Source organism: Azospirillum agricola (genome assembly GCF_017876095.1).
Classification (GTDB): domain Bacteria; phylum Pseudomonadota; class Alphaproteobacteria; order Azospirillales; family Azospirillaceae; genus Azospirillum; species Azospirillum agricola.
On sequence record NZ_JAGINM010000004.1, the window covers coordinates 259856 to 284777 of the forward strand.

Annotated in this window: 21 protein-coding genes; 13 read left to right on the top strand and 8 right to left on the bottom strand. The window is 69.5% G+C overall.

Features of this window, described 5'->3' with window-relative positions:
* Positions 1–126: 126 nt before the first annotated feature.
* The 6 genes from J2847_RS07645 to J2847_RS07670 all read left to right on the top strand — a co-directional run bounded on the left by J2847_RS07645 (position 127) and on the right by J2847_RS07670 (position 3985).
* On the top strand, positions 127–600 hold the full coding sequence (locus J2847_RS07645) for an Hsp20 family protein (protein ID WP_085555298.1): 474 nt from the start codon (positions 127–129) through the stop codon (positions 598–600).
* Between the two features lie 2 nt (positions 601–602).
* Positions 603–830 (top strand): DUF1150 family protein, encoded by a 228-nt coding sequence (locus J2847_RS07650; protein ID WP_085555299.1) that lies wholly within the window; start codon positions 603–605, stop codon positions 828–830.
* 242 nt (positions 831–1072) lie between these two features.
* Positions 1073–2137: a hypothetical protein gene (locus tag J2847_RS07655; RefSeq protein ID WP_209778570.1), complete on the top strand. Its 1065-nt coding sequence runs from the start codon at positions 1073–1075 to the stop codon at positions 2135–2137.
* Between the two features lie 124 nt (positions 2138–2261).
* Complete coding sequence (locus J2847_RS07660) at positions 2262–2687, top strand: tellurite resistance TerB family protein (protein ID WP_209778343.1); 426 nt, start codon at positions 2262–2264, stop codon at positions 2685–2687.
* A 163-nt stretch (positions 2688–2850) separates the two neighbouring features.
* Complete coding sequence (locus J2847_RS07665) at positions 2851–3264, top strand: VOC family protein (RefSeq protein WP_209778344.1); 414 nt, start codon at positions 2851–2853, stop codon at positions 3262–3264.
* Between the two features lie 37 nt (positions 3265–3301).
* Positions 3302–3985, top strand: a complete 684-nt coding sequence (locus J2847_RS07670) for a helix-turn-helix transcriptional regulator (protein WP_085555301.1) — start codon at positions 3302–3304, stop codon at positions 3983–3985.
* A gap of 43 nt (positions 3986–4028) precedes the next feature.
* Here the strand turns inward: J2847_RS07670 and J2847_RS34540 are convergent, their stop codons facing one another.
* Together J2847_RS34540 and J2847_RS07680 are read right to left on the bottom strand one after the other, a co-directional pair.
* A complete protein-coding gene (locus J2847_RS34540) occupies positions 4029–5060 on the bottom strand; it encodes a hypothetical protein (RefSeq protein WP_209778346.1) in 1032 nt (343 codons plus the stop codon).
* A gap of 419 nt (positions 5061–5479) precedes the next feature.
* On the bottom strand, positions 5480–6139 hold the full coding sequence (locus tag J2847_RS07680) for a ParA family protein (protein WP_209778348.1): 660 nt from the start codon (positions 6137–6139) through the stop codon (positions 5480–5482).
* Positions 6140–6666: 527 nt separating this feature from the next.
* On the opposite strand from J2847_RS07680, the gene J2847_RS07685 reads away from it, so the two are divergent.
* The gene (locus tag J2847_RS07685; RefSeq protein WP_209778350.1) at positions 6667–9681 is read left to right on the top strand and encodes a PAS domain-containing protein; all 3015 of its coding nucleotides are present in this window, start codon (positions 6667–6669) and stop codon (positions 9679–9681) included.
* 28 nt (positions 9682–9709) lie between these two features.
* On the opposite strand, the gene J2847_RS07690 is transcribed toward J2847_RS07685, so the two are convergent.
* Together J2847_RS07690 and J2847_RS07695 are read right to left on the bottom strand one after the other, a co-directional pair.
* Positions 9710–10366, bottom strand: coding sequence for a 3'-5' exonuclease (locus J2847_RS07690; RefSeq protein ID WP_209778351.1), 657 nt, complete (start codon positions 10364–10366; stop codon positions 9710–9712).
* 8 nt (positions 10367–10374) lie between these two features.
* Positions 10375–10965, bottom strand: a complete 591-nt coding sequence (locus J2847_RS07695) for an NUDIX domain-containing protein (RefSeq protein WP_209778353.1) — start codon at positions 10963–10965, stop codon at positions 10375–10377.
* A gap of 268 nt (positions 10966–11233) precedes the next feature.
* Between J2847_RS07695 and J2847_RS07700 the strand changes: the two genes are divergently transcribed.
* The 3 genes from J2847_RS07700 to J2847_RS07710 all read left to right on the top strand — a co-directional run bounded on the left by J2847_RS07700 (position 11234) and on the right by J2847_RS07710 (position 15935).
* Positions 11234–12268, top strand: coding sequence for a class I SAM-dependent methyltransferase (locus J2847_RS07700; RefSeq protein WP_233474347.1), 1035 nt, complete (start codon positions 11234–11236; stop codon positions 12266–12268).
* A 381-nt stretch (positions 12269–12649) separates the two neighbouring features.
* Positions 12650–15340: an aconitate hydratase AcnA gene (acnA, locus tag J2847_RS07705; RefSeq protein ID WP_209778356.1), complete on the top strand. Its 2691-nt coding sequence runs from the start codon at positions 12650–12652 to the stop codon at positions 15338–15340.
* 436 nt (positions 15341–15776) lie between these two features.
* A complete protein-coding gene (locus J2847_RS07710; protein ID WP_209778358.1) occupies positions 15777–15935 on the top strand; it encodes a hypothetical protein in 159 nt (52 codons plus the stop codon).
* Between the two features lie 268 nt (positions 15936–16203).
* Here J2847_RS07710 and acnB read toward each other — a convergent pair whose 3' ends face one another.
* From acnB to J2847_RS07725, 3 genes are all read right to left on the bottom strand, one after another.
* Complete coding sequence (gene acnB / locus J2847_RS07715) at positions 16204–18798, bottom strand: bifunctional aconitate hydratase 2/2-methylisocitrate dehydratase (RefSeq protein ID WP_209778360.1); 2595 nt, start codon at positions 18796–18798, stop codon at positions 16204–16206.
* A 204-nt stretch (positions 18799–19002) separates the two neighbouring features.
* Positions 19003–19497 carry a ribonuclease E activity regulator RraA gene (gene rraA / locus J2847_RS07720; protein WP_209778361.1) on the bottom strand — a complete coding sequence of 165 codons (495 nt, stop codon included), beginning with the start codon at positions 19495–19497 and terminating at the stop codon, positions 19003–19005.
* Between the two features lie 573 nt (positions 19498–20070).
* Positions 20071–20646: a Uma2 family endonuclease gene (locus J2847_RS07725; RefSeq protein ID WP_209778363.1), complete on the bottom strand. Its 576-nt coding sequence runs from the start codon at positions 20644–20646 to the stop codon at positions 20071–20073.
* 88 nt (positions 20647–20734) lie between these two features.
* Between J2847_RS07725 and J2847_RS07730 the strand changes: the two genes are divergently transcribed.
* Positions 20735–21706, top strand: a complete 972-nt coding sequence (locus J2847_RS07730) for an amidoligase family protein (RefSeq protein WP_209778364.1) — start codon at positions 20735–20737, stop codon at positions 21704–21706.
* 13 nt (positions 21707–21719) lie between these two features.
* Positions 21720–22451: a gamma-glutamyl-gamma-aminobutyrate hydrolase family protein gene (locus J2847_RS07735; protein WP_209778366.1), complete on the top strand. Its 732-nt coding sequence runs from the start codon at positions 21720–21722 to the stop codon at positions 22449–22451.
* A gap of 182 nt (positions 22452–22633) precedes the next feature.
* Here the strand turns inward: J2847_RS07735 and J2847_RS07740 are convergent, their stop codons facing one another.
* Positions 22634–22987 carry a hypothetical protein gene (locus tag J2847_RS07740; RefSeq protein WP_143268355.1) on the bottom strand — a complete coding sequence of 118 codons (354 nt, stop codon included), beginning with the start codon at positions 22985–22987 and terminating at the stop codon, positions 22634–22636.
* 320 nt (positions 22988–23307) lie between these two features.
* Here J2847_RS07740 and J2847_RS07745 point away from each other — a divergent pair, with 320 nt between their 5' ends.
* Positions 23308–24894: a phospholipase D-like domain-containing protein gene (locus J2847_RS07745; RefSeq protein ID WP_209778367.1), complete on the top strand. Its 1587-nt coding sequence runs from the start codon at positions 23308–23310 to the stop codon at positions 24892–24894.
* Positions 24895–24922: the final 28 nt, after the last annotated feature.

Genomic DNA, 24922 nt, shown 5'->3' on the forward strand with positions numbered 1-24922 from the left:
GCGGAGCGCGTCCCCCAATCTAGGAGATATGGCAGCGCCGAAAGCCTTTTGGGCTGCCCTTCGCCGGACGCCGGAAACGGGTCCATGTTCCGTGCAACTCGCTCGCACCAAGAGGAGGATGCGCCCGTGACGACACGCCTGTCGCTCTTCAACAGCCCGCTGTTGCTGGGCTTCGACCAGTTCGAGCGCACGCTCGACCGGATCGCCAAGAATTCCGCCGAGGGCTACCCGCCCTACAACATCGAGCAGATCGGCGACGACGGCCTGCGCATCACCCTCGCGGTGGCCGGCTTCACCTCCGAGGACCTGTCGGTCCAGATCGAGGACAACCAGCTCGTCATCCGCGGCCGCCAGACCGACGACAAGTCGCGCCTGTACCTGCACCGCGGCATCGCCGCCCGCCAGTTCCAGCGCAGCTTCGTGCTGGCCGACGGGATCGAGGTGATCGGCTGCTCGCTCGACAACGGGCTGCTGAACATCGACCTGACGCGCCCGATGCCCGAGCCCAAGGTCCGCACGATCAAGATCGAGCAACCCCGCGCCGCCGGCTCGCCGGGGCCGCAGACGATCGACGTCGCCGCCGACCGCCAAGGATCCTGACCATGACCACGACGCACCCCCTGCTCGCCCAGTTGAGCCATCTCTCGCCGCAGGATTTCGCGGCCTTCGGCCTGGGCCACGTCGCCTATGTCCGCCCGGTGGAGGTCGACGGCGAGACCGCCTTCTCCATCCACGCCGCCGACGGCACGCCGCTCAGCGTCATGCCGGAACGCGACGTCGCCTTCGCCGCCGTCCGCCAGAACGACATGGAGCCGCTGAGCGTCCATTGACGCCCGGCGCCCTCCCGCCACCGGCGATGGGCCGGTCCGCCCCCGCCGGGCGGACCGGCCTTTTCCATTGCGGGCGATGGCGTGCCTTTCCTATGGAAATCCCCTATGGAAATCCGGAGGCGGGCGTGGAATCTGGTTTCTTGCCTGGACCGCCACCTGTTGTATGGTGCGTTCGGCGATAACATTCGGACGGCGCCGGGCGCGCGTTGGGAGTGATCGGGGTGGAGGGCGACACAGGTCAGATCGAGACGGACGCGGCGAAGGCAGCCGCCAGCGGCGACGAGGCCAGGCGCAAGACCTGGGACGACGAGGCCCGCGATTCGCTGCACATCCTGCCGCTGTCGAGCATCCCGCTGGAGACCCCCGGCCTCCAGCACGCCCGCCTGATCAAGAACGTCCGCCTCCAGACCGTCGTCGAGATGTTCCGCGACGCCCAGACCGGCAGCGGGCAGGTGGTGCCGCGCCACATCCCGGCCTACTTCGAATCCTACAAGGACGAGGTCGAGCGCGATCTGCTGAAGATCGAGAAGATCGCCACCGCCTCCAGCTTCGACGTCTATTCCTCGCGCATCGAGCTGCGGCGGATGAACATCGACGTCAACAGCGTCGAGTCCCTGACCCTGTCGGACCGCAAGAAGGCGGAGCTGACCAGCTACATGCGCGTCTTCACCCGCCCGCTGATGGAGTATGTCTACGGGCAGGAGGAGGTGCAGGTCGCCGACGTCAGCGACATCATCCGCATGTTCGCCACCCCCAACCGCGACGAGGCCCTGCGCAACCTGCGCATGATGGCCGACCGGCTCGACATCGGCCTGACCGAGATCCCGCAGTTCCTGGAGGAATACGGCGACATCTTCCTGTCGCTGGCCTATTTCCGCAAATGCCTGGACGAGATCGTCCCCGAGGTCCAGCGCTTCGTCACCTGGATGGGCGAGATCCGCAGCTCCGCCGAGGTCAAGCGCGACCCCCGCCAGATGAAGATGCTGGACGAGATCGCCAACGACCTGACCGACATCTCGACCTCGATCACCGGGCGGTTCGAGAGCTTCGACAACCGGTCGAAGGACTTCTGGAACGACATCAACGCCGACACCTTCCGGGCGATCCGCGAGCTGATCGCCTCCCACCACGTCACCATCGGCGGCGTGCTGTGCGGGCTGGCGGTGAAGATGAACCTGTGGAAGAGCCGCTTCCTGCGCGGCGGCGGCGGTCCCAACCGCCGGATGGAGTTCGTGAAGTCCGAGATCCTGCCCGGCCTGTCGCACATCAAGGCGCTGGAGCAGTCGGCCCGCAGCTCCCACGTCTGAGGCTTTCCGTCGCCGCCCTCCGCGACCGGCGGAATCATGAAAGATTTGTCATCTTCCACCGCTCTGTGAGGCTCCGCCACGCACCCCCATATGCGCGGCGGCTTCACAGAACGGAGGACTTCCAATGGGCCTGTTCGACAAGTTCAAGGGCGCCGCCCCCCTGGAACTCACCCCCCGCCGCGCGCTGGCGGTGTCGTTGATCCAGTGCATGGGATCGGACGGCGAGATCGACCCGGAGGAGGTGGCCCACCTCGTCTCGGTGCTCGGCCGCAACGCCACCCGCGACGAGTTGGACCGCTGCCTGAAATACGCCCGCAGCACGCCGACGGCCGCCTTCCTGCAAGAGATCACGCCCCGGCTGGACCAGAAGCAGCGCCTGTGCATCCTGCTGAACATGATCGACAGCGCCATGGCCGACGGCGAGGCCGAGCCCGGCGAGCGCGACCTGATCATCCAGTACCAGCAGGCCTTCGGCCTCGACGACGCGACGATGGAGCCCTACTTCAACGCGCTGGTCGCCAAGAACGACCGCGGCGTGCTCGGCGCCTGATCCCGGCAACGGGGAAAGCGGCAAGGAAGACGGAGGGCGGCGGTTGCCATCGGCGCGCCGCCCGATCATCCTGACAGCACGCTGTCAGGAGGGGGTGTGTATAGAAGGGGGCGTGCCGGCGCGAACCCTTCCTCCCCCTCCCCTCTTGTCAGGAGCCTGTTCCATGAGCGCCACCCCCACGGCCACCCCCACGGCCATCGCCAACGTCGCCGTCTGGTTCGAAATCCCGGTCGCCGACCTTGCCCGCGCCGTCCGCTTCTACGAGACGGTCTTCGCCGTCACGCTGCGCCAGGAAGGCTGCCCCAGCGGCATGGCGACGCCCATGGCGATCTTCCCCGCCGACGACCGGAACGCCGTCACCGGCGCCCTGATCCAGCACGAGAGCTGCACGCCCGGCGCCAGCGGCGCCACGGTCTACCTGAACGGCGGCGACGACCTGTCGGTCCCGCTGGCCCGCGCGCTGGAGGCCGGCGCCACCCTGGCGGTGCCGAAGACGATCATCACCCCGGAGATCGGCTGGTTCGCCCAGTTCATCGACAGCGAGGGCAACCGCATCGGGCTGCATTCGCCGCACTGACCGCCGGTCCAAAGCCGCCGATCCGGAAGCCGCCGCCATGCGCCGCGCCGACCGCCTGTTCCAGATCGTCCAACAGCTCCGCAAGGGCCGGCTGGTGACGGCGGCCGAGCTGGCGCGGCGCCTGGAGGTCTCCGAACGCACCGTCTACCGCGACATGCGCGACCTGATCGGGTCGGGCGTGCCGGTGGAGGGGGAGGCCGGCGTCGGCTATCTGCTGCGCGACGGCTACGACCTGCCGCCGCTGATGTTCACCCGCGACGAGGTCGAGGCGCTGGTCGTCGGCGCCCGGCTGGCCCGCGCCTGGACCGGCGGCGAACTGGCCGAGGCCGCCGCCCGCGCCCTGGAGAAGGTCGAGGCGGCGGTGCCCGAGGCCCGGCGGCGCGAACTGGCCGACAGCCGGCTGTTCGTCCCCGATTTCGGTTTTCCGGTCCCCCTGCGCGAACGGATGGACACGCTGCGCGCGGCGATCAACGGCCGCCGCGTCGTGCTGTTCGACTACCGGCGCGAGGACGGAACCCATTCCGCCCGCTCGGTCCAGCCGCTCGGGCTGTTCTTCTGGGGCAAGGTGTGGACGCTCGGCGGCTGGTGCGAGCTGCGCGAGGATTTCCGCAGCTTCCGTCTCGACCGCATGGACGCGCTGCACCCGCTGGAGCGCGGCTTCGACGAGACGCCGGGCCGCAGCCTGTCCGACTACATCGCCCTATGGAGCGGCTGCCACTGACCGGCGCCGGTTGTCGGCGGCCGGCCAGCGGCGGCCCGTTCCGTTACGACTTGGCCGGCAGCAGGGCGGCCGCGCGCGCGCCGAGCAGCGCCGCCGCCTGGTCCGCCGCGACACGGGCCCGCGCGTCCTCCAGCCAGGGGCCGGCCGTTTCCGCCGCCGCCCCTTCCAGCTTGCCGAGCACCTCGACCGTCGCCACCAAATCGCCGGAGGCGATCAGGCTGCCGGCCTGTTCCAGCAGGCTGGCCGCGTTGCGCACCTCGCCGCCGCTGAAGCTCGCGGTGCGCAGCAGGTCGGCGGTGCCGGACAGCAGCGACCAGACCTGCTCGTAGAGACCCGGCCCATCGGTGGCCGGCGCGGCGGCCGTTTCGGCGCTTCCCTCGGCCGGGGCCGCCGCCGGAGGCGTGGCGACCTCCGCGGCGGGGGCCGGAGCCACCTGGGCAGCCTGCGCCGCCTGCGCCGCCTTGGCGGCTTCCTCGGCGGCGGCGCGCAGGTCGGCGGCCAGGGCCTGGGGAACCACCAGCAGGAATCGCTCGGTCAGGTCGCCCGCGGTGGGGATGCCGGTCGCGGCGCGCGGCGCCAGACCGTCCAGCGCGGCCTGCAACGTGGCGTCGGCGACGCCGGAGGCGCGGACGGCGACCAGCTGCGCCGCGAAGGGATCGGAATCCGCCAGGGCGGTGGTGAGCTGCGCGATGGCCAGCGCGCCGAACGCCTTGGCGTCGGGCAGCGCCGCGATCTTGCGGTCGAGCGCGCCGAGGCTGGCCTCCAGCGCCGTCACCCGGTCGGCCAGCGGGGCGCCCGCCGCCGCCACGACGCCGAGCCGGCTCTCGACCGTGCCGATCCGTCCGTCCAGGGCCTGGGCGGCGCTGGCCTGCCGGCGCAGGTCGGGCGACCAGTAGGGCAGGCTCGCGGTCGCCGCCAGTCCGGCGGTTCCCAGCAGCGCCGCGACGACCGCCAGCGCGAAGGCGCCCGACGAACGCGCCGGAGCCGGAGCGGCGGACGGCGGGGTTTGTCCGATGGAAGCCGGGCTGGCGGCGGGGGTCGGGGATTCGACCGTTTCACTGGAAGCAGAGGACACGACCGTCTCCATGGCGGAAGGAACTGCGGGATTGGGGGCTGGGCTGGCGGTGCGCTCCGGCACGGCGGCATCCGCGGCAAGCGCCGGGGGCGGTTCGGAAACGGCCGCCGGGCCGGGAGCGGGCTCCGGTTCGGACGGGACGGGGGCCGCCGGGGATTGGCTCACCGCGGCCTCGGCGGACGGCTGCGCCACCGGGTCGGCAGCGGCAGCGACGGGCTCGGGATCAGGATTGGGATTGGGATTGGGGGCAAGAGAAGGCTCCACATCGGCGGCAGCGGCCAGGCCGCCGGCGGCCGTTTCCGAAGCGCCTTCCGCCGGCTTCCCATCGGAAGCAGCGTCGGGCGGCGCGCCCGGAGCCTCGCCGGAAGCCTCGGCCGGGGCGATGTTGTCACGCAACGAGGGACGCTTCCTTGAGGCCATCACTTCACCCTTCTGACAATCGCCGCGAGAACCTCGATCTCATCGTGCGCCACCGAGCGGGGCGCGTAGGCGCCGACCCATTCGCCGGCCGTGAAGGCGTCGACATGGACGGTGCGCTGGCCGATGGCCGGAGCCACCGGCTCCCCGAAATCATGCAGCACCGCCTCGATCTCCTTGCCGGCGGCGGTTCGGCGATCGACCCGCGACGGCACCAGCAGGCAGGCGGGGCGGCGGTCGTCGCGCAGGGCGCGCGCCCGCCGCAGCAGGTCGATCGCCTTGGCCGTCGCCTTCAGGTCGGCGCCGCTGGCGGTCACCGGAACGACGAACAGGTTGGCCCCGACCAGCGCGTTCAGGGTCGCGTCGCCCAGCTGCGGCGGCAGATCGACGACGACAAAGTCGTGCCCGGCCTTCAGCTCGTCGACCGCCGCGTTCCAGGCAGCCGAACCGGCGCCGCCCGCCTCCTCGAAGGGGTGGGAGCGGACGCTGACCCCGAGCCGGCCCTTGGCGCCCCAGTCGGTCGCCGTGCCCTGCCCGTCGGCATCGACGAGGACGACCTTCGCCCTCCCGCCGCTCGCCAGAGCGCAGGCCACATTGACGGCCACCGTGCTTTTGCCGGTTCCGCCTTTCAGGTTGCCGACCGCGACAATCTTTCCAGACATGGAGAAACGGTAACGCAGATATCTTTCGAAAGAAAAGCGCGGACGTGCACAAAAGAGTTAACCCGAGCGCGTTTTCCCGGCACCGCAACAAAACCGGCACCGCCCGCCCACACCCCGGCCGAAACCGGGCGCAACCTCGGGCGGTCCTGGATGTTTCATGCCGGCCGGACGCCGGCGCGACGGCACGCGAGACCGGCGAGACGCTTTTTGGAAGGACACGCCAAGCGGGCATCAAGCTTCCCTCATCGTTCTTCGCCGGCAGATTTTCCCAGGGGATCTGATGGGGGTACCTCTTTTTTTCCTACAAAGATAAAATAATTCTCATCAATATTTATCGGATTTCTTGGGGAATCGGAGAACCAAAGGAGTACCGCCGCTTTGCGACCATATGTTGACTTCGCCTCTTCAAAATTCGACCGACCAATTAACCTTGATTTAACCATAAACGGGCTATTCCAAAGCAGCGGCAAGGATGGGCGCAGCACGCGCCGGCCCCGACCCGCTTCGTGTGGGAGCCTGTCGACGCCATGACCCTTCTGGCACGCCTCTTCGTTCTGGTCCTGCTCGCCGTGCTGCCGGCCATCGGCATCCAGCTCCACGGCGTGCTGACGCTCCGCGCCGAGCGCGAGGCGGAGATCGTGACCCAGGCCGAACGCCTGCTGCATCTGGTCGAGGGCGAACAGGCCCGCATCATCGACAGCGCCCACCTGATGATCACCGCCGTGACCGAGGCGTCCTTCCTGCGCACCGGCGACACCGCGCGCTGCCAGACCTACCTGCAACGGCTGGCCAGCCGTTCCGCCGACTACCGGACGATCACCGTGGCCGACGCCGGGGGGCGCGTGCTGTGCAGCGGCGACCTGAACAGCCTGGGCACCTCGCTGGCCGAACAGCCGCATTTCCGCCGCGCCCTGGCCGGGAACAGCTTCGTCGTCGGCGAATGGATGCCGGGCGGCGCGCAGGCCAGCGGCGGCGAGCTGCCGGTGGCCGCCCCCTTCCACGACGACGAGGGCAACACCGCCGGCGTGGTCACGCTGTCGCTCGACGTGCCGTGGCTGACCGCCAACTTCGCCGCGCGCCCGCTGCCCGAGAACGCCACCCTGACCGTCGCCGACCGCGCCGGCACCATCCTGGTCAAGCTGCCCGCCGGCGCCGGCCAGCCCGGCCAGCGCCTGCCCGAGTCCCAGATGGCCCTGCTGCGCGCCGACGCGATCGGCGTGACCACGCTGGAGGGGCTGGACGGCGTGCCGCGCGTCACCGCCTTCTCCCCGGCGGACAAGGGCATCCCCGACCTCTTCATCAGCGTCGGCATCGACCAGCGGACGGCCATGGGCCTCGTGGACAGCGCCACCCGCGACGGCCTGATCCTGACCCTGCTGGGCTTCCTGGTGGCGGCGGCGGCGGCCTGGATCGGCGGCACCCTGTTCATCCGCCGCCCGGTCGGCGCGCTGGTCCGCGCCGCCCGCGACTGGAGCGCCGGGGAGACGGCGACCCGCGCCAACCTGTCCGACCGCTCGTCGGAGATCGGCCAGCTCGGCCGCGCCTTCGACGCCATGGCCGACACGGTGGAGGCGCGCGCGGTGGAGCTGCGCCGGTCCGAGCGCCACACCCGCGCCGTGCTCGACGCCCTGCCGGCCTTCATCGGCGTGCTGACCCCCGACGGCGTGATCGCCGAGGTCAACCACGCCGCCGCCGAGGCCGCCGGCCTGCCGGCGTCGCGCATCGTCGGCCGCCCCTTCGAGGAGATGTGCTGGCTGTACCTGAACGAGCCCGGCCGCGACCGGCTGCGCGCGGCGCTGGCCCGCGCGGCGACCGGACGGACGGAGCGCTTCGACGCCGACATCCGGCTGGCCGGCGGCCGCGCCCGCACGCTCGACGTCGGGCTGACGCCGATGTTCGACACCGACGGCCGCATCACCCACCTGATCGCGTCGGGCCTCGACATCACCGAGCGCACGCGCACCGAGGAGGCCCTGCGGGTCGCCGAGGAGCGCTTCCGCACCGGCCTGCGCAACTCCGGCGTGGTGGTGTTCAACCAGGACCGCGACCTGCGCTACAGCTGGGCGCACGCCGCGATGCTTGGCCACAGCCCGGAAGCGATGATCGGCCGCACCGACCACGACCTGTTCGAGCGCGCCGAGGACGCCGACCGCACCACCGCCCTGAAGCGCCGCGTGCTGGAGACCGGCGAGGGCGCCCGCGCCGAGATCCGCATCCGCTGCAAGGGCGAGGACCGCTTCTTCGACCTGACCGTCGATCCGCTGCGCGTCGGCAACCGGGTGGAGGGCGTGACCTGCGCCGCCGTCGACGTCACCGGCCGCAAGCAGGCCGAGGCCGAGCTGTCCCGCCTGCGGGAGGAGGCCGACCGCGCCAACGAGGCCAAGTCGAAGTTCCTCGCCGCCGCCAGCCACGACCTGCGCCAGCCGGTGCAGTCGCTCTACCTGTTCGCCGCGGCGCTGGCCGACCGGCTGCAAGGCCATCCCGGCCTGCCCATGCTGGAGAACATGCGCCAGGGCCTCGACACGCTGAAGGGCCTGCTCGACGGGCTGCTCGACATGTCGCGGCTGGAATCGGGCAGGATCGTCGCCGCCCCGACCGACGTGCGCCTCAACCAGCTTCTCGGCCGGCTGGTCGCCGAGTATGGCCCGCGCGCCGCGCAGAAGGGGCTGGAGCTGCGCGCCATCCCGACCCGCGCCTGGGTCCGCACCGACCCGGCCCATCTGGAGCGCATCCTGCGCAACCTGATGGAGAACGCCCTGCGCTACACCCACAACGGCCGCGTGCTGCTCGGCTGCCGCCGCACCGCCGAGGGCGTCCGGGTCGAGGTGTGGGACAGCGGCGTCGGCATTCCGGCCGACCGGCTGGAGGACATCTTCGAGGAGTTCACCCAGCTCGGCGAGCCCAACGCGCGCGGCCTGGGGCTGGGGCTCGCCATCGTGCAGCGGCTGTCGCGGCTGCTCGGCCACCGGGTGACGGTGCGCTCCACCGAGGGCAAGGGCTCGGTCTTCGCGGTCGAGCTGCCGCGCGTCGTGCTCGCCGCCCCGCCGCGCGCCGCCCACCGCCCGGGCCACGGGTCGGGCCACGGGTCCGGCACGGCCGCCGCCGCCGCGTCGCTGGCTCTGCGCTCGGTCGCCAACGACGAGCCGTCGAAGGGCGGCGCCTCCCCGTCGGGCAAGGGCGTGGTGCTGGTGATCGACGACGAGGCGATCATCCTGCTGGGCCTGAAGGCGATGCTGGAGGGCTGGGGCTACGACGTGCTGACCGCCAAGTCGGGCGACCAGGCGCTGGAGCGCCTGCGCGCCGACGGCCGCCGTCCGCAGATCGTGCTGGCCGACTACCAGCTCCAGCGCGGCCGCACCGGCCCCGAGGCGCTGGTCGCGGTGCAGGATCTGGTGGGCAAGGACGTGCCGGGCATCATCCTGACCGGCGACACCGCGCCGGAACGCCTGCGCGAGGCCGAGCGCAACGGCTTCCGCATCCTGCACAAGCCGGTGTTCCCCAACGACCTGCGCCGCATGATGGCGAGCGCCGGCGCGGCCTGAACGCCGGTTTCCGCGGCCGATGCCCCGGTCAGGCCGCCGCCCGCGGCCGGCGCGGGGCCTTGCCGCCCTTGCAGGGGCTGTAGCCGCCGGGCGCGAGCTGCCCGAAGGTGATCCCCGTCGCCCTGGCGATCTCCGACAGGCCGCCCAGCCCCAGTTCCCGCGTCGCCGCCAGGGCGATGCGCCCGCAGGCTTCGGCGTCGCTGCCGGCCCGGTGGTGGTCGAGCGCGATGCCGAGGAAGTCGGCGAGGTGGTTCAGCTTGTGCGCGGTCAGCGCCGGCCAGGCCCGCCGCGCCAGCACCACCGTGCACAGGTAGGAGCAGGCCGGCCAGTCGAGCCCGTAGTCGGTCAGCGTGTGGCGCAGCACGCTGAGGTCGAAGGCGGCGTTGTGGGCCAGCACCAGCCGCCCCTCCATGCGGTCGCGCAGGCGCGCCCACACCGCCGGGAATTCCGGGGCGTCGGCGACGTCCTCGGCGCGGATGCCGTGGATGACGGTGTTGAAGGGGTTGAAGCGCATCTCGCGCGGGCGGATCAGATGCTCCTCCGTCTCCGTCACCCGCCCGTTCTCGATCCAGGCGACGCCGATGGAACAGGCGCTGGTGCGCAGTTCGTTGGCCGTCTCGAAATCGATGGCGACGGCAAGACCCTCGGTCTCGAAAAGGGGAAGCGTCGCGCCCCGAACGGTCATCGGCATTCTCACAGGCGGATCAGGCGGGCGACGTCGGCGGGCAGAAGCCCTTCCGCCGCCATCAGGCGCACCTTGAACAGGCTGGCCACCGCCATCGAGTCGGTGATCTCCCCGCGCATCGCCATGGCAACCGCCTCGGCGAAGGGAACCCGGCGGGTCGCCAGCACCTCGGTGTCGTCCGGGCAGGCGACACCCTGCTCCAGCCCCCAGGCGAGGAAGGTGTGGGCCACCTCGTCGGTGATGCAGTTGGACAGGTGGAGGGTCATCAGCGGCAGCCAGTGGCGCGCCGTCTGGCCGGTCTCCTCCAGCAGTTCGCGGGCCGCCGACTCCTGTGGATCGACCCCCTTGGCGCCGCCCCCCTCCGGGATCTCCCAGCTGTAGCGCTCCAGCGGAAAGCGGTACTGGCCGACCAGGGTGACGTTCCCGTCATCGTCGATGGGCACCACGCCGGTGGCGAGGCTGCGCGGGCGGACCACCCCGTAGATTCCCGGATTGCCCTTCGGCGTCAGCACCTTGTGCTCGATCACCTCGATCCAGGCGTTCTCGTACTTGGTCGTGCTGGACAGCACGGTCCAAGGATTGCCGGTGTCGTGCGGCACGCGAAACCCTCCGTCGGTTGCGTTCGGACTATAGGTGGGCGGGCCCGCCGCCGCAACGGCAGCACCGGCGATCAAAACTTGGGCAGACTCGCTAAAATTTTCCCAGAATTGGGCTCAATCAAAAGGAAATCGTTAAATATTGGTTTCTTGACAGGCAAGTTCGACCTTCTTACTTCTATATTGCAGGATAGAAAGGGGCAAGCAACGCCCCGCGATGATTCGTCTAAAATTTGTTTTATCTCGGGCTCGATCGGAGGATGGCTGCGTCTTGGTCCCGCGCGACATCGAACGCTGGCACAACCCGGATTGGCGCACCCGCCTGGAAGCTTGGTGGGAAGGCTACGACCTGTCCAAGCTGCCGCGTCCGGGCAGCCGCCCCGGCGCCCGTCCGACCCGCGACCACCGCCAGCCCCTGCAACCGGTCGACAGCCTGGGCGCCGCCCTGCCGGTCGCCGGCCCGGCCTCGCCGCTCCCGGCGGCCTCCCTCGACGATGCCGAACTCGACCGCCTGTCGCTGATGCAGCTCGACCGCCACGGCGAGCCGGTGTGGTCGCCGGCCCGCGCCGAGGGCGCGCAGTTCCTGTGGGGGGAGGACCAGACCGGACCGGGCGACGCCCAGTGGGTGGTCGACGCGGCGCGGCCCTTCGGGCTGAACGCCGCCAAGAGCGTGCTCGACCTGTCGGCCGGTCTGGGCGGGCCGGCGCGCGCGCTGGCGACCGCCTGCGACACCTGGGTGACCGGGCTGGAGCCGTCGCCGCTGCTGGCGAAGATGGCGATGGACCGCTCCAGGACGCTCGGCCTGTCGAAGAAGGCGCCGATCGCCCATTACGACCCCGAGCATTTCAACCAGGCCGGCAGCTTCGATCTGGTGATGGCCGACCGGATCGTCCACCGGGTCCGCGACAAGGAGATGCTGCTCGACCGCATCGGCGACTGCGTCAAGCCCAAGGGCGGCATCCTGATGTTCGATTACGTCATCGACGGCACCCCCGGCTCCTGGGACAACTGGAACGGCTGGCGGGAGGAGGAGCCGCTGGACGTCTACCCCTGGACCGGCACCCGCCTGGCCGACGAGTTGACCCAGCGCAACCTCGACCTCCGCATCACCGAGGACCTGACGCAACTGCACCGCCGCCAGATCGTCGAGCGCGTCCGCAAGCTGGGCGAGGCGCTGAAGACCAATGCCCCCGGCTCCCGCGTCCTGGCCGCCCTGTCGCGCGAACTGAAGCTGTGGTGGGCCCGGCTCCAGGTGCTGGGCAACGGGCTGCGCTTCTGCCGCTACGTGGCGATGAAGCCGGCCTGAGCGCGCGATCCGAACGCGCGATCCGAACTCCTGGCCTGAACCGAAGTTCCGCCCCAATACCCACACCGCGCCTGTTGACACATCCGCCGCGACGACTTGCGGCGGCGCGCTTGTCCTCCAATCCGTTCCGGTACTTCCAAGTGGTCGTACCAGTACGGTCCGAATTCACCACCCTCCGCCATTGTGTTCCCGCGCCCGAAACAGGCCTGCCGGAGCCCGGCCATTCCCTTGCATTCTTGGGATGGCGACTTAGATCCTGTGCGAAATCTGCACTGGACGCCAGCCCGAGACCAAGCCCGAGCCCCAAACGCCCGATTCCCAAGCGTCGCCAGCGATCACCGGACTCCGTCGCCGAGAACACAAAAGCCAAGGAGGGTTCCCGTGACCACATTCACCGGTCAGGACACGTTGAAGACCCGCCGTTCCATCGCGGTGGGCGGCCACAGCTACGACTATTTCAGCCTGAAGGCCGCCGAGGACTCGGGGCTGGGCGATCTGTCGCGGCTGCCCTTCTCGATGAAGGTGCTGCTGGAGAACCTGCTGCGCTTCGAGGATGGCCGGACGGTCTCCGTGGACGACGTGAAGGCGGTCGCGCAATGGCTGGTCGACAAGCGGTCCGACCGCGAGATCGCCTACCGCCCGGCCCGCGTGCTGATGCAGGACTTCACCGGCGTGCCGGCGGTCTGCGATCTGGCGGCGATGCGCGAGGCGATGGCGTCGCTCGGCGGCGACCCGGCGAAGATCAACCCGCTGGTCCCGGTCGATCTCGTCATCGACCACTCGGTGATGGTCGATTATTTCGGCGGCAAGGACGCCTTCCAGAAGAACGTCGACCTTGAGTTCGAGCGCAACCTGGAACGCTACGCCTTCCTGCGCTGGGGCCAGAAGGCCTTCGACAATTTCCGCGTCGTGCCGCCCGGCACCGGCATCTGCCACCAGGTGAACACCGAGTATCTCGCCCAGGTCGTCTGGACCGATTCCGACCCGTCCGGCAAGCCGGTCGCCTACCCCGACACGCTGGTCGGCACCGACAGCCACACCACCATGGTCAATGGCCTGGCCGTGCTCGGCTGGGGCGTCGGCGGCATCGAGGCCGAGGCGGCGATGCTGGGTCAGCCGATCTCCATGCTGATCCCCGAGGTCGTCGGCTTCAAGCTGACCGGCAAGCTGAAGGAGGGCACGACCGCCACCGACCTCGTGCTGACCGTCACCCAGATGCTGCGCAGGAAGGGGGTGGTCGGCAAGTTCGTCGAGTTCTTCGGCCCCGGCCTCGACGGGCTGACCCTGCCCGACCGCGCCACCATCGGCAACATGGCGCCCGAATACGGCGCCACCTGCGGCATCTTCCCGATCGACGCCGAAACCATCCGCTATTTGACCTTCACCGGCCGCGACGCCGACCGCGTGGCGCTGGTCGAGGCCTACGCCAAGGCCCAGGGCATGTGGCGCGAGCCGAACAGCCCCGACCCGGTCTTCACCGAGACGCTGGAACTCGACATGGGCACGGTCGAGCCGTCGCTGGCCGGGCCCAAGCGCCCGCAGGACCGCGTGCCGCTGTCGGGACTGGCGCAGGGCTTCGCCACCGACATGGTCGAGGCCTTCAAGGCCGACGACCCCAAGAAGGCCGTCCCGGTCAAGGGCGCCGACTACAGCCTGGAGCAGGGCGCCGTGGTGATCGCCGCCATCACCTCCTGCACCAACACCTCCAACCCGGCGGTGCTGGTCGCCGCCGGGCTGGTCGCCAAGAAGGCGGTCGAGAAGGGGCTGAAGCAGAAGCCGTGGGTGAAGACCTCGCTGGCCCCCGGCTCCCAGGTCGTCACCGACTATCTCGCCAAGGCCGGGTTGCAGCCCTACCTCGACCAGATCGGCTTCAACATCGTCGGCTACGGCTGCACCACCTGCATCGGCAACTCCGGCCCGCTGCCCGACGCCATCGCGGCGGCCGTGGAGGAGGGCAACCTCGTGGTCGGCGCCGTGCTGTCGGGCAACCGCAACTTCGAGGGCCGCGTCAACCCGCACACCCGCGCCAACTACCTCGCCTCGCCGCCGCTCTGCGTCGCCTACGCGCTGGCCGGCAACCTGCTGGTCGATCTGACCAAGGATCCCCTTGGCACCGGGTCGGACGGGCAGCCGGTCTATCTCAAGGACATCTGGCCGAGCAACCGCGAGGTCCAGGACGCGATCGCCGCCTCGCTGACCGCCGACATGTTCCGCGGCCGCTATTCCGACGTCTTCAAGGGGCCGGAGCAGTGGCAGGCCATCGCCACGGCCGAGGGCCAGACCTACCAGTGGCAGGACAGCTCGACCTACGTGAAGCTGCCGCCCTTCTTCGCCGACCTCGGCAAGACGCCGGCTCCGGTGTCGGACGTCCGGGGCGCCCGCGCGCTGGCGGTGCTCGGCGACTCGATCACCACCGACCACATCTCCCCGGCCGGCTCGATCAAGAAGACCAGCCCGGCCGGGGAGTATCTGCTGAGCTATCAGGTGCGCCCGCAGGACTTCAACAGCTACGGCGCCCGCCGTGGCAACCACGAGGTCATGATGCGCGGCACCTTCGCCAACATCCGCATCCGCAACGAGCTGGTTCCGGGCGTGGAGGGCGGCGAGACCAAGCACTACCCGTCGGGCGAGCGGCTGCCGATCTACACCGCCGCGATGCGCTACGCCGACGAGGGCGTGCCGCTGGTCGTCGTCGCCGGCAAGGAGTACGGCACCGGCTCGTCGCGCGACTGGGCGGCGAAGGGCACCAAGCTGCTGGGCATCAAGGCGGTCATCGCCGAGAGCTTCGAGCGCATCCACCGCTCCAATCTGGTCGGGATGGGCATCCTGCCCTTGCAGTTCAAGGACGGCATCACCCGCGCCTCGCTGAAGCTGGACGGCTCCGAGAGTTTCGACATCGTCGGCATCGAGAATGGGCTGCGTCCGCGCAAGGACGTCGACCTGACCCTCACCCGCGCCGACGGCAGCAAGGAGTTCCACACGCTGCTGCTGCGCATCGACACGGTGGACGAGGTCGAATATTACAAGAACGGCGGCGTTTTGAACTATGTGCTGCGGAACCTGGCCGCGTAATAGTCAAATCGTCACAATCGAGACAAGGGCCGCTTCCGAAAGGAAGCGGCCCTTCCCGTTCGTGAAAATCTTCAGACCCCCTCCAGTCGACGACAAGACCGGACGGACACATGGCTCGCATTCGCGGCCATCATGACGGTTTGGGTTGGCGGGAAAAGCGCCGATGTGCTTTTAAAAACGGCAACAACGGCAACGCTTACGATACAATGATTGTCCGAATGTCCGCCTCTCCAATCATAACGACCACCACGGCGTCGCCCCGCCGGCCCGGCCCGAAGCATCCTCCGCACGGCGCCTCCTGACCGGAGCCGCCCGCTCCTCGATTTTTGCCCAACCGGCGGAACAATCCGACCCCACCGGGCGTCAATGCTCAGCGGAGCCGCCGCACCATCTCCAGCGGCCGGACCGGGAGCCGCCCGGTCGTCTCAAAAAAGGTATGACCACCATGTTTTGCTACGGCATCGTCGCCGCATCGCTCGGCGTCCTCCTGCTGTCGGGCATCGGCTTCAGCCTCCAGCTCCCCTCGGGACTGGACAAGACCCAGACCGCCGACGACACCAAGAGGCGCGCCCAGACCGAGGACATCATGGGGTGACGGGAGCGCTCATCGTCTTGAGACACGGATGAGCAGGAATGGAGCCGTCACCTCAGATCCCTGTCCATCCGTGAGCCGGCGCAGCCGCCATCCGCGCTCATCCGTGTCAAAACCCTTACCCCCCTGACAGAGCGCACGACGGACCATCCGGCCCCTCTTCCCCATGGAGGAGGGGCTTTTTTCATTCAGGGGCTTTGTCCACAAAGGAAAACCCCCGCCGGAGAACTCCGGCGGGGGCCAACTTCACGGCGGACTGTATCGCGCGAGCTTACGCCGCGACGACCTCGACCTTGTCCGCGACGTCCTGGAAGGCCGGGATCTGGTCGAAGTTCATGTAGCGGTAGACCTCGGCGGCCTTCTCGTTCACGACGCCGACCTGGGCCAGATACTCCTCGTTGGTCGGGATCTTGCCCAGCAGCGCCGCGACGGCGGCCAGCTCGGCCGACGACAGGTAGACGCGGGTGTCGATGCCCAGACGGTTCGGGAAGTTGCGGGTCGAGGTCGAGATCGCGGTCGAGCCCTTGCGGATCTGCGCCTGGTTGCCCATGCACAGCGAGCAGCCCGGCATCTCCATGCGGGCGCCGGCCTTGCCGAGCGTGGCGTAGTAGCCTTCCTCGGTCAGCATCATCGCGTCCATCTTGGTCGGCGGCGCGATCCACAGGCGGGTCGGGATGTCCGACTTGCCGTTCAGGATCTTACCGGCGGCGCGGAAATGGCCGATGTTGGTCATGCAGGAGCCGATGAACACCTCGTCGATCGTGTCGCCGGCGACCTCGGCCAGCGTCTTCACGTCGTCCGGGTCGTTCGGGCAGGCGAGGATCGGCTCCTTGATGTCGGCCAGATCGATCTCGATCACCGCCGCGTAGTCGGCGTCGGCGTCGGGCTGGAGAAGCTGCGGGTCGGCGATCCACGCCTCCATCGCCTTGATGCGGCGCTCCAGGGTGCGCTTCTCGGCGTACCCGTTGGCGATCATCCACTTCATCAGCGTGATGTTCGAGGTCATGTATTCGATGATCGGCGCCTTGTCGAGATGCACCGTGCAGCCCGCCGCCGAGCGCTCGGCCGAGGCATCGGACAGCTCGAACGCCTGCTCGACCTTCAGGTCGGGCAGCCCCTCGATCTCCAGGATGCGGCCGGAGAAGATGTTCTTCTTGCCCTTCTTCTCGACCGTCAGCAGGCCGGCCTTGATGGCGTAGAGCGGGATGGCGTTGACGAGGTCGCGCAGGGTGACGCCCGGCTGCATCGTGCCCTTGAAGCGCACCAGCACCGATTCCGGCATGTCGAGCGGCATGACGCCGGTGGCGGCGGCGAAGGCCACCAGACCGGAGCCGGCCGGGAAGGAGATGCCGATGGGGAAGCGGGTGTGGCTGTCGCCGCCGGTGCCGACGGTGTCGGGCAGCAGCAGGCGGTTCAGCCAGGAGTGGATGACGCCGTCGCCCGGACGCAGCGCGACGCCGCCGCGGGTCGAGATGAAGTCCGGCAGCTCGTGGTGCATCTTCACGTCCACCAGCTTCGGGTAAGCGGCGGTGTGGCAGAAGGACTGCATCACGAGGTCGGCCGAGAAGCCCAGGCAGGCCAGGTCCTTCAGCTCGTCGCGGGTCATCGGGCCGGTGGTGTCCTGCGACCCCACGGTGGTCATCTTCGGCTCGCAATAGGTGCCGGGGCGCACGCCCTGGCCTTCCGGCAGGCCGCAGGCGCGGCCGACCATCTTCTGGGCGAGGCTGAAGCCCTTGCCGGTGTCGGCCGGGGCGGCCGGCTGGCGGAACAGGGTCGAGGCCGGCAGGCCCAGCGCCTCGCGGGCGCGGCCGGTCAGGCCACGGCCGATGATCAGCGGGATGCGGCCGCCGGCGCGCACCTCGTCGAAGATCACCTCGGACTTGACGGTGAACTCGGCGATGACCTCGCCGTTCTTCAGCGCCTTGCCCTCATAGGGGCGCAGCTCGATCACGTCGCCCATGTCCATCTTGCCGACGTCCAGCTCGATGGGCAGCGCGCCCGCGTCCTCCATGGTGTTGTAGAAGATCGGGGCGATCTTGGTGCCGAGGCAGACGCCGCCGAAGCGCTTGTTGGGGACGAAGGGGATGTCCTCGCCGGTGAACCACAGGACCGAGTTGGTCGCCGACTTGCGCGAGGAACCGGTGCCGACCACGTCGCCGACATAGGCGATCAGGTTGCCCTTCTTCTGGAGCTCGGCGAGCTGCTTCGTCGGGCCACGCATGCCCGGCTCGTCGGCCTCGATGCCGGGGCGCGGGTTCTTCAGCATCGCCAGCGCGTGCAGCGGGATGTCCGGGCGCGACCAAGCGTCGGGGGCCGGCGACAGGTCGTCGGTGTTGGTCTCGCCGGTCACCTTGAAGACGGTCAGCGTCAGCGAGGCCGGGACCTCCGGGCGCGAGGTGAACCACTCGGCGTCGGCCCAGGATTGCAGCACCGCCTTGGCGTTGGCGTTGCCGGCGTCGGCCAGCGCCTTGATGTCGTGGAAGAAGTCGAAGACCAGCAGGGTCTTCTTCAGCCCCTCGGCCGCCGCGGCGCCGCACTCGGCGTCGGAGAGCAGGTCGATCAGCGGCTGGACGTTGAAGCCGCCCAGCATGGTGCCGAGCAGCTCGGTGGCCTTGACGCGGGAGATCAGCGGGCTGCTGTCCAGGCCCTTGGCGACGGCGGCCAGGAAGCCGGCCTTGACGCGGGCGGCGTCGTCCACGCCGGCCGGAACGCGGTGGGTGACGAGGTCGAGGAGGAACGCCTCCTCCCCGGCTGGCGGAGCCTTCAGCAGGTCGATCAGGTCCGACGTCTGCTTGGCGGAGAGCGGCAGGGCCGGAATTCCAAGGGCGGCGCGTTCGGCCGCGTGCTGGCGGTAGGCTTCGAGCACGGCTGGGTTCCTCGCAAATGAAAGGCCGGCCCTTGGACAGGACCCCTGAGACGGCCCGCTTGACTTCAATTCGGCTTTATATCCGCGCGCAAATCAAAGAGCAAGGGGGCGCGTCCACTTCCCCTGATCGGTCACACGATGAAGAAACCGAGAGGTTTGAACTGGTATTACCTGTCCCTGGTATGACCATTCGGACCGATAACCTTACTTTAGACCTGCCGCTTGTTCCGCCGTCAGGATCACGATTCCGTCCTCGTCGGCGAACACCACGTCACCGGGCCGGACCGTGGCGCCGGGCAGCTCGGCGGGCACATCGGCCAGCCCCTGGTCGCGGCGGGTCGAGGCGCGCGGCGTCGCCGCCAGCGCCTTGACTCCGAGGTCGAGCGCCGCCAGTTCGGCCACGTCGCGCACGCAGCCCCAGATGACCACGCCGGCCCAGCCGTTCCGCACCGCCGAGGCGGCGATCATGTCGCCCATCAGCGCGCAGCGCAGGCTGCCGCCGCCGTCCACCACCAGCACCCGCCCCTCGCCGGGGGTGGCCAGCAGCTCCTTGACCCGCGAGTTGTCCTCGAAGCACTTGACGGTGACGGCCGGGCCGGAGAAACGCGTCACCGCGCCGAAATCCCGGAAGCCCGGCAGGACGAACCGGGCGTCGTCCTTGAAGCGGTCGAACAGGTCGCAGGTGGCAACGAAGGTCATCCCGGCAACTCCACGCGGTGAGGATCGATGCCGACGTCTTGCGCCAAGGCCCGGTCCAACGCAAGAGGGCATCGGGACGCGGAGCAGCTGTTGGAATCGATCCACCCAAGTCAGTCTCGCTCATCCAACACAACCCGAACCACTTAAATCTCACGCCTTGATGGAGCTGCGGATTGCATGATAAACCTATGCATATATCTTTCTCCACGCTTGAGAGAAACATGGAAAAGAAAATCGATTGGGATTCCGAGGAAACTCTCCTAAGCGCTCGAACTCTACATTAGAAGCGAAAATAAACCTCCCGCGGCAGAGAGCTTAGAGGTTATTGAATTATCAAAATTCCTCCGCAAGAGAAGCCAAAAAATTGGAAGAATTTTCGGCGAAAAACACAGAAATCCGAATGGCGTTGAGGCAAAGCTATGGAACATAGCTTATGTCGCAACAAAAGGCGCCAACGGAAGAGAACATGTGAGCGCAATGGACAAATCTGTTTGTGCGCAATATCTTGGGAATGAGCATTCAATATTCGAAGAAGCAAAAGCGATCAGAGAAAAATACAGCGATTAACCCGGATCATGCATCCCCATACAACACCTCCAACGGCCACTCACCACCCAGGCGCGGCAGCACCAGCACCGCATTCGCACCGGACAGGCGGGGAGACAGGGTCCAGGCATCCCGGTCGTCGCGCGTCCAATGTTCCACGGCGTAGGCGTCCTGATCGATGAACAGAATGTCGGCAATGCTGCCCACCGCCTGATAAGCGCGCAGCTTTTTCATCATCTCCGACGCACTGTTCGATGGCGACAGAACCTCCACGACAAGGATCGGGGCACCAGGTGCATCGCGCGATCCACCGCAATGCACCATCACATCAGGCCCCAGGTAATAGTCACGATCAAGGCGGATCGGCAGCCCAGTTCCGGTCTGCGCCCGGCACGGCCGTTGGCCGGCACGCAAAGCGCCAGCCAACGCCACGAGGACGCCGCCGGTGATGTCACCGTGCCGCGAGGTCGGAAAAGCCTGAGCCAGTACAACCAAACCATCAATCAGTTCAGCCTTGCGATCGCCAAAGCTCATTGTCTGGAATTCTTCCAGGGTCACTGGATCAAACCGCCATGCCGCCTCGGCCATCGTCTGTCCCTCCACCGCTCCGCCTCCTCATTGTGCCGCATCGCCATTGCCGGGAAAAGGTCGGCGGGGAACGGACACCGCCGCCACGTGTTGAACGGTCGCCATGACCGTGTCCCCGCTCCTCCCCCCGCTCCTCACCACCTCGGCCGGAACACCGCGCCGCGTCGGGGTCGAGCTTGAGTTCGCCGACCTCGACGCCCCGTCGGCCGCCACCGCCGTGCGGACGCTCTACGGCGGCAGCGTCACCATCGAGAATCCGCACCGCTGCGCCGTGACCGGCACCAGCCTCGGCGACTTCACGGTGGAGCTGGACATGCGCTCCGCCCACCCCGGCAAGGGCGGGACGAAGCTGCTCGACCCGCTGCGGCCGCTGTGGGGCAACATCGGCAGCCTGGTGATGCCCTTCGAGATCGCCACCCCACCCATCCCCTTCGACCGGCTGGGCGAGCTGGAGGCGCTGGTCGCCAGCCTGCGCGACCGTGGGGCGGCGGGGACCGAGGCCAGCCCGCTCTTCGCCTTCGGCCTGCATTTCAACCCGGAGGTGGCGCGGACCGACGGCGACTACATCCTCGACCACCTGAAGGCGTTCCTGATCCTGGCGCCCTGGCTGCGCGGGGAGATCCGCGTCGACCCGACGCGCCGGCTGTCCGGCTTCATCGCCGCCTTCCCGCCGGCCTACGCGGCGATGGTGGCCGATCCCGGCTACCGCCCCGACCGCGAGCGGATGATCGACGAGTATCTCGCCGCCAACCCGACCCGCAACCGCGAACTGGACCTGTTCCCCCTCTTCGCCCACATCGACCCGGAACGGCTGGACGCCGCCGGCGTCAGCGACCCGCATGTCCGGCCGCGCCCGACCTTCCATTACCGGCTGCCCAACGCCCGGCTGAGCGACCCCGGCTGGTCGCTGGCCGCCGACTGGAACCGCTGGGTGGCGGTGGAGGAGCTGGCGGCCGACCGCGAGCGGCTCGACCGGCTGGGCGCCGACTACCGCGACTTCGCCGCCCGCAGGGCGCTGGACGATTGGGCGCGGGAGGCCGGACGCCGCATCGCGCCGCGCCCGGCGGCCGGCTGAGGGACGCGCGGCCATGGCTGTCCTGCCCGGCACCGCGAAGCCCCTGGTGGGGATCACCGCCTCGGTCCATGGCAGCCGGATCGCCTGGTGGGCGAACCGGCTGGCGCTGCGCCGGGCCGGGGCCTCGGCGGTGCGCATCACGGCGCGCGATCCCTACCCGATCGACCGGCTCGACGCGCTGGTGGTCGGCGGCGGCGACGACATCGACGCCGCCCTCTACGGCGAGACGGCGCGGCCGCACATCCGCATCGATCCGGAGCGCGACCAGCTGGAGATGCGCGCGCTGGATTGCGCCGCCAAGCTGGGGCTGCCGGTGCTCGGCATCTGCCGGGGCTCGCAGATGATCAACGTGCACCGCGGCGGCTCGCTGCACGTCGACATCCACGAGATCTACGAGGAGGCGCCGCACATGCGCACCGTCCTGCCGCGCAAGCGCATCCGTATCGAGCCGGACAGCCACCTCTACCGCATCCTCGGCATCGCCGAATGCCGGGTGAACGCGCTGCACCACCAGTCGGTCGACCGGCTGGGCGACGGCCTGCGCGTCGTCGCCCGCGAACGGGCCGGAATCGTCCAGGGCATCGAGGCGGCCACCGAGCCCTTCCTGATCGGCGTGCAGTGGCATCCCGAATATCTGATCACCGACAGCCGTCAGCAGGGGCTGTTCCGCCAGCTCGTGGCGGTCGCCATGGGCGCGCCCGGTCTCGGCGAACCGCTGTCCGGCGCTCTGCACGCCGCCGACTGACCCGCGCCGGCCCGCCCGCCAAGCCGATTGACGCAAGTCGGATCATTCACCCGACTTGACGCAAGTCGGATGGACCACCGCCCGGATCGTCGCGGAAACGGAAACGGGCGCGCCGGATCGTCTCCGGCGCGCCCGTCGTCGCGCGAGGCCCGCCCCACGGGGGAGCGGGCCGAAAGCGGTCCTTACTGGCTGCCGTCCGGGCCGCAGTTCGGGGTGCCCGGCGGGCAGTGGGTGCCGGTGGCGGTCTGGTTGTCGCGCGGGATGTTGCTGCCGGTGTTGTTGCCCATGCCCGACGGCGCGGTGGTGACGCCCGGCATGCTGCTGCCCGACGAGTTGCCCGACCAGCTTCCGCTCGACCCGGCGGTGCCGTTGGGGGTGCCGGGCGCGTTCAGCGGGCCGCCGGTGGTCGAGCCCGCCTGCGGGGTGGTCGTGGTCCCCGGATAGTTCGGGCTGGACGGCGACGACGACATCTGGGCCATGGCCGAGCCGGTCATCAGGAGGACCGCCGAAACGGCGCCGATCATCACGTTACGCATGCTCGAATTCTCCTCATCTGGTGACGGCGCCTCACGCTCGGGCGCCTTTTTCCGAAAGAAGCCGGAACTGGTTTCCCGCCCCCGGCGAAGCGGGATGACCCGAAACGGGATGCCCCGAAACGGGATGACCGGGGGGCACCAGCCCCTTGCACCCATCCCCAACAGGCGGAGGCCGACATGGTTGCCCTCCCGATCGAGGCTTTTCGACAAAAGCAACGGCATCGCCGGACCTGCCCCGAAAGCTCCAGGGGCGCGCGTGGAACAGGGGCGGCGGCGGGGGGTTGCATCGGCAGCGCATCACCGCCGAGCCGCCCCGCACCATGCCCGACGATTCCCCCCGCCCGCCCTTCCGGACCCGCCCCGGCACCGATGGCCCGGTCCTGCGTCCCGGCGACACCTGCTGGCGGATCGAGCGGGCCGGGCGGCTGGCCGTCCTTGTCGACGGCGCCGCCTTCTTCGCCGCCGCCCGCGCCGCCATGGAAGCGGCGCAACGGTCGATCCTGCTGGTCGGCTGGGACATCGAGCCGCGCATGCGCCTGGACCCCGACCGGCCGGAAAATCTCGGCCAGTTCCTCGCCCGGCTGGTGCGGGAGCGCCCGGAGCTGCGGGTGCGGGCACTGAAATGGGACATGCCCTTCCCGATCACGCTGGAGCACCCGCACGAGCCGCTGGAGGACCTCGACCACAGCACCGGCCGGCGCCTGAACGCGCGGCTGGACGGCGAGCTTCCGGTGGGCGCCGCCCAGCACCAGAAGATCCTGGCGATCGACGACGCGCTGGCCTTCTGCGGCGGCATCGATCTGGCCGGCGACCGCTGGGACACGCCGGAGCACCGCGACGACGAGCCGCGCCGCCGCTGGCCGACCGGCGAGCCCTACGCCCCGCGCCACGACGTGATGATGATGGTGGACGGCGCGGCCGCCGGGGCGCTGGCCGATCTGGCGCGCGAACGCTGGCGCCGCGCCACCGGCGAGACGCTGGTCCCCTGCCCGCCGCCGGATCCCGATCCCTGGCCGGCGCAGGTCGCTCCCGACCTGACCGGCGCCACCGTCGGCGTGTCGCGCACCGTGCCGGAAGCCGCCGGCCATCCGGCGATCCGCGAGAGCGAGGCGCTGATCTTCGCCGCCATCGCCGCGGCGGAACGGACCATCTATCTGGAGAACCAGTATTTCGCCTCGGCCGCCATCGCCGACGCGCTGGCCCGCCGCCTCGCCGAGCCGGACGGGCCGGAGGTCGTGCTGGTCCTGCCGATGGAAAGCCCGAGCTGGTTCGACCGCATGGCGATGGACACCACGCGCTCGGTGGCGCTGCGCTGCCTGCGCGAGGCCGACCGCCATGGCCGGCTGCGGGCGATGACCCCGGTCACCCCGGCGGGGACCGGCATCGTCGTGCATTCGAAGATCGTCGCGGTGGACGGGCGGCTGCTGCGGGTCGGTTCGTCCAACCTCAACAACCGCTCGATGGGCTACGACACCGAATGCGACCTGACGGTGGAGGCCGCGCCGGGCGACCACGCCGTCGCCGAGGCCATCGTCGGCACCCGCGACCGGCTGCTCGCCGAGCATCTCGCGGTGGAGCCCGCCATCCTGTCCGCGACCGTGAAGGAAACCGGCAGCCTGATCGCCGCCATGGACCGGCTGGGCAAGGAGACCGGCCGCCGTCTGGTCCCGCTGCCCGCCACCGATCCCAGCCTGACCGAACAGGCCTTCGCGGCGCTGCGCATCGCCGACCCCGGCACCCCGGACGAGGCGTGGGCGGTGTGGAAGCGGATCCCGCTGCCGGCCCCGGCACGGCCGGTCCTGAACGCGGCGGCGGCCGCCTTGATGACGGCTGGAATCGCGCTCGGCGTGTGGGGGGCGGTGCGGACGCTGGATGCCGCGGGGATGCAGGAGGGGCCGGAGGAGTGAGTGCCATCCGGCCCTCGCCCGTCCCCGC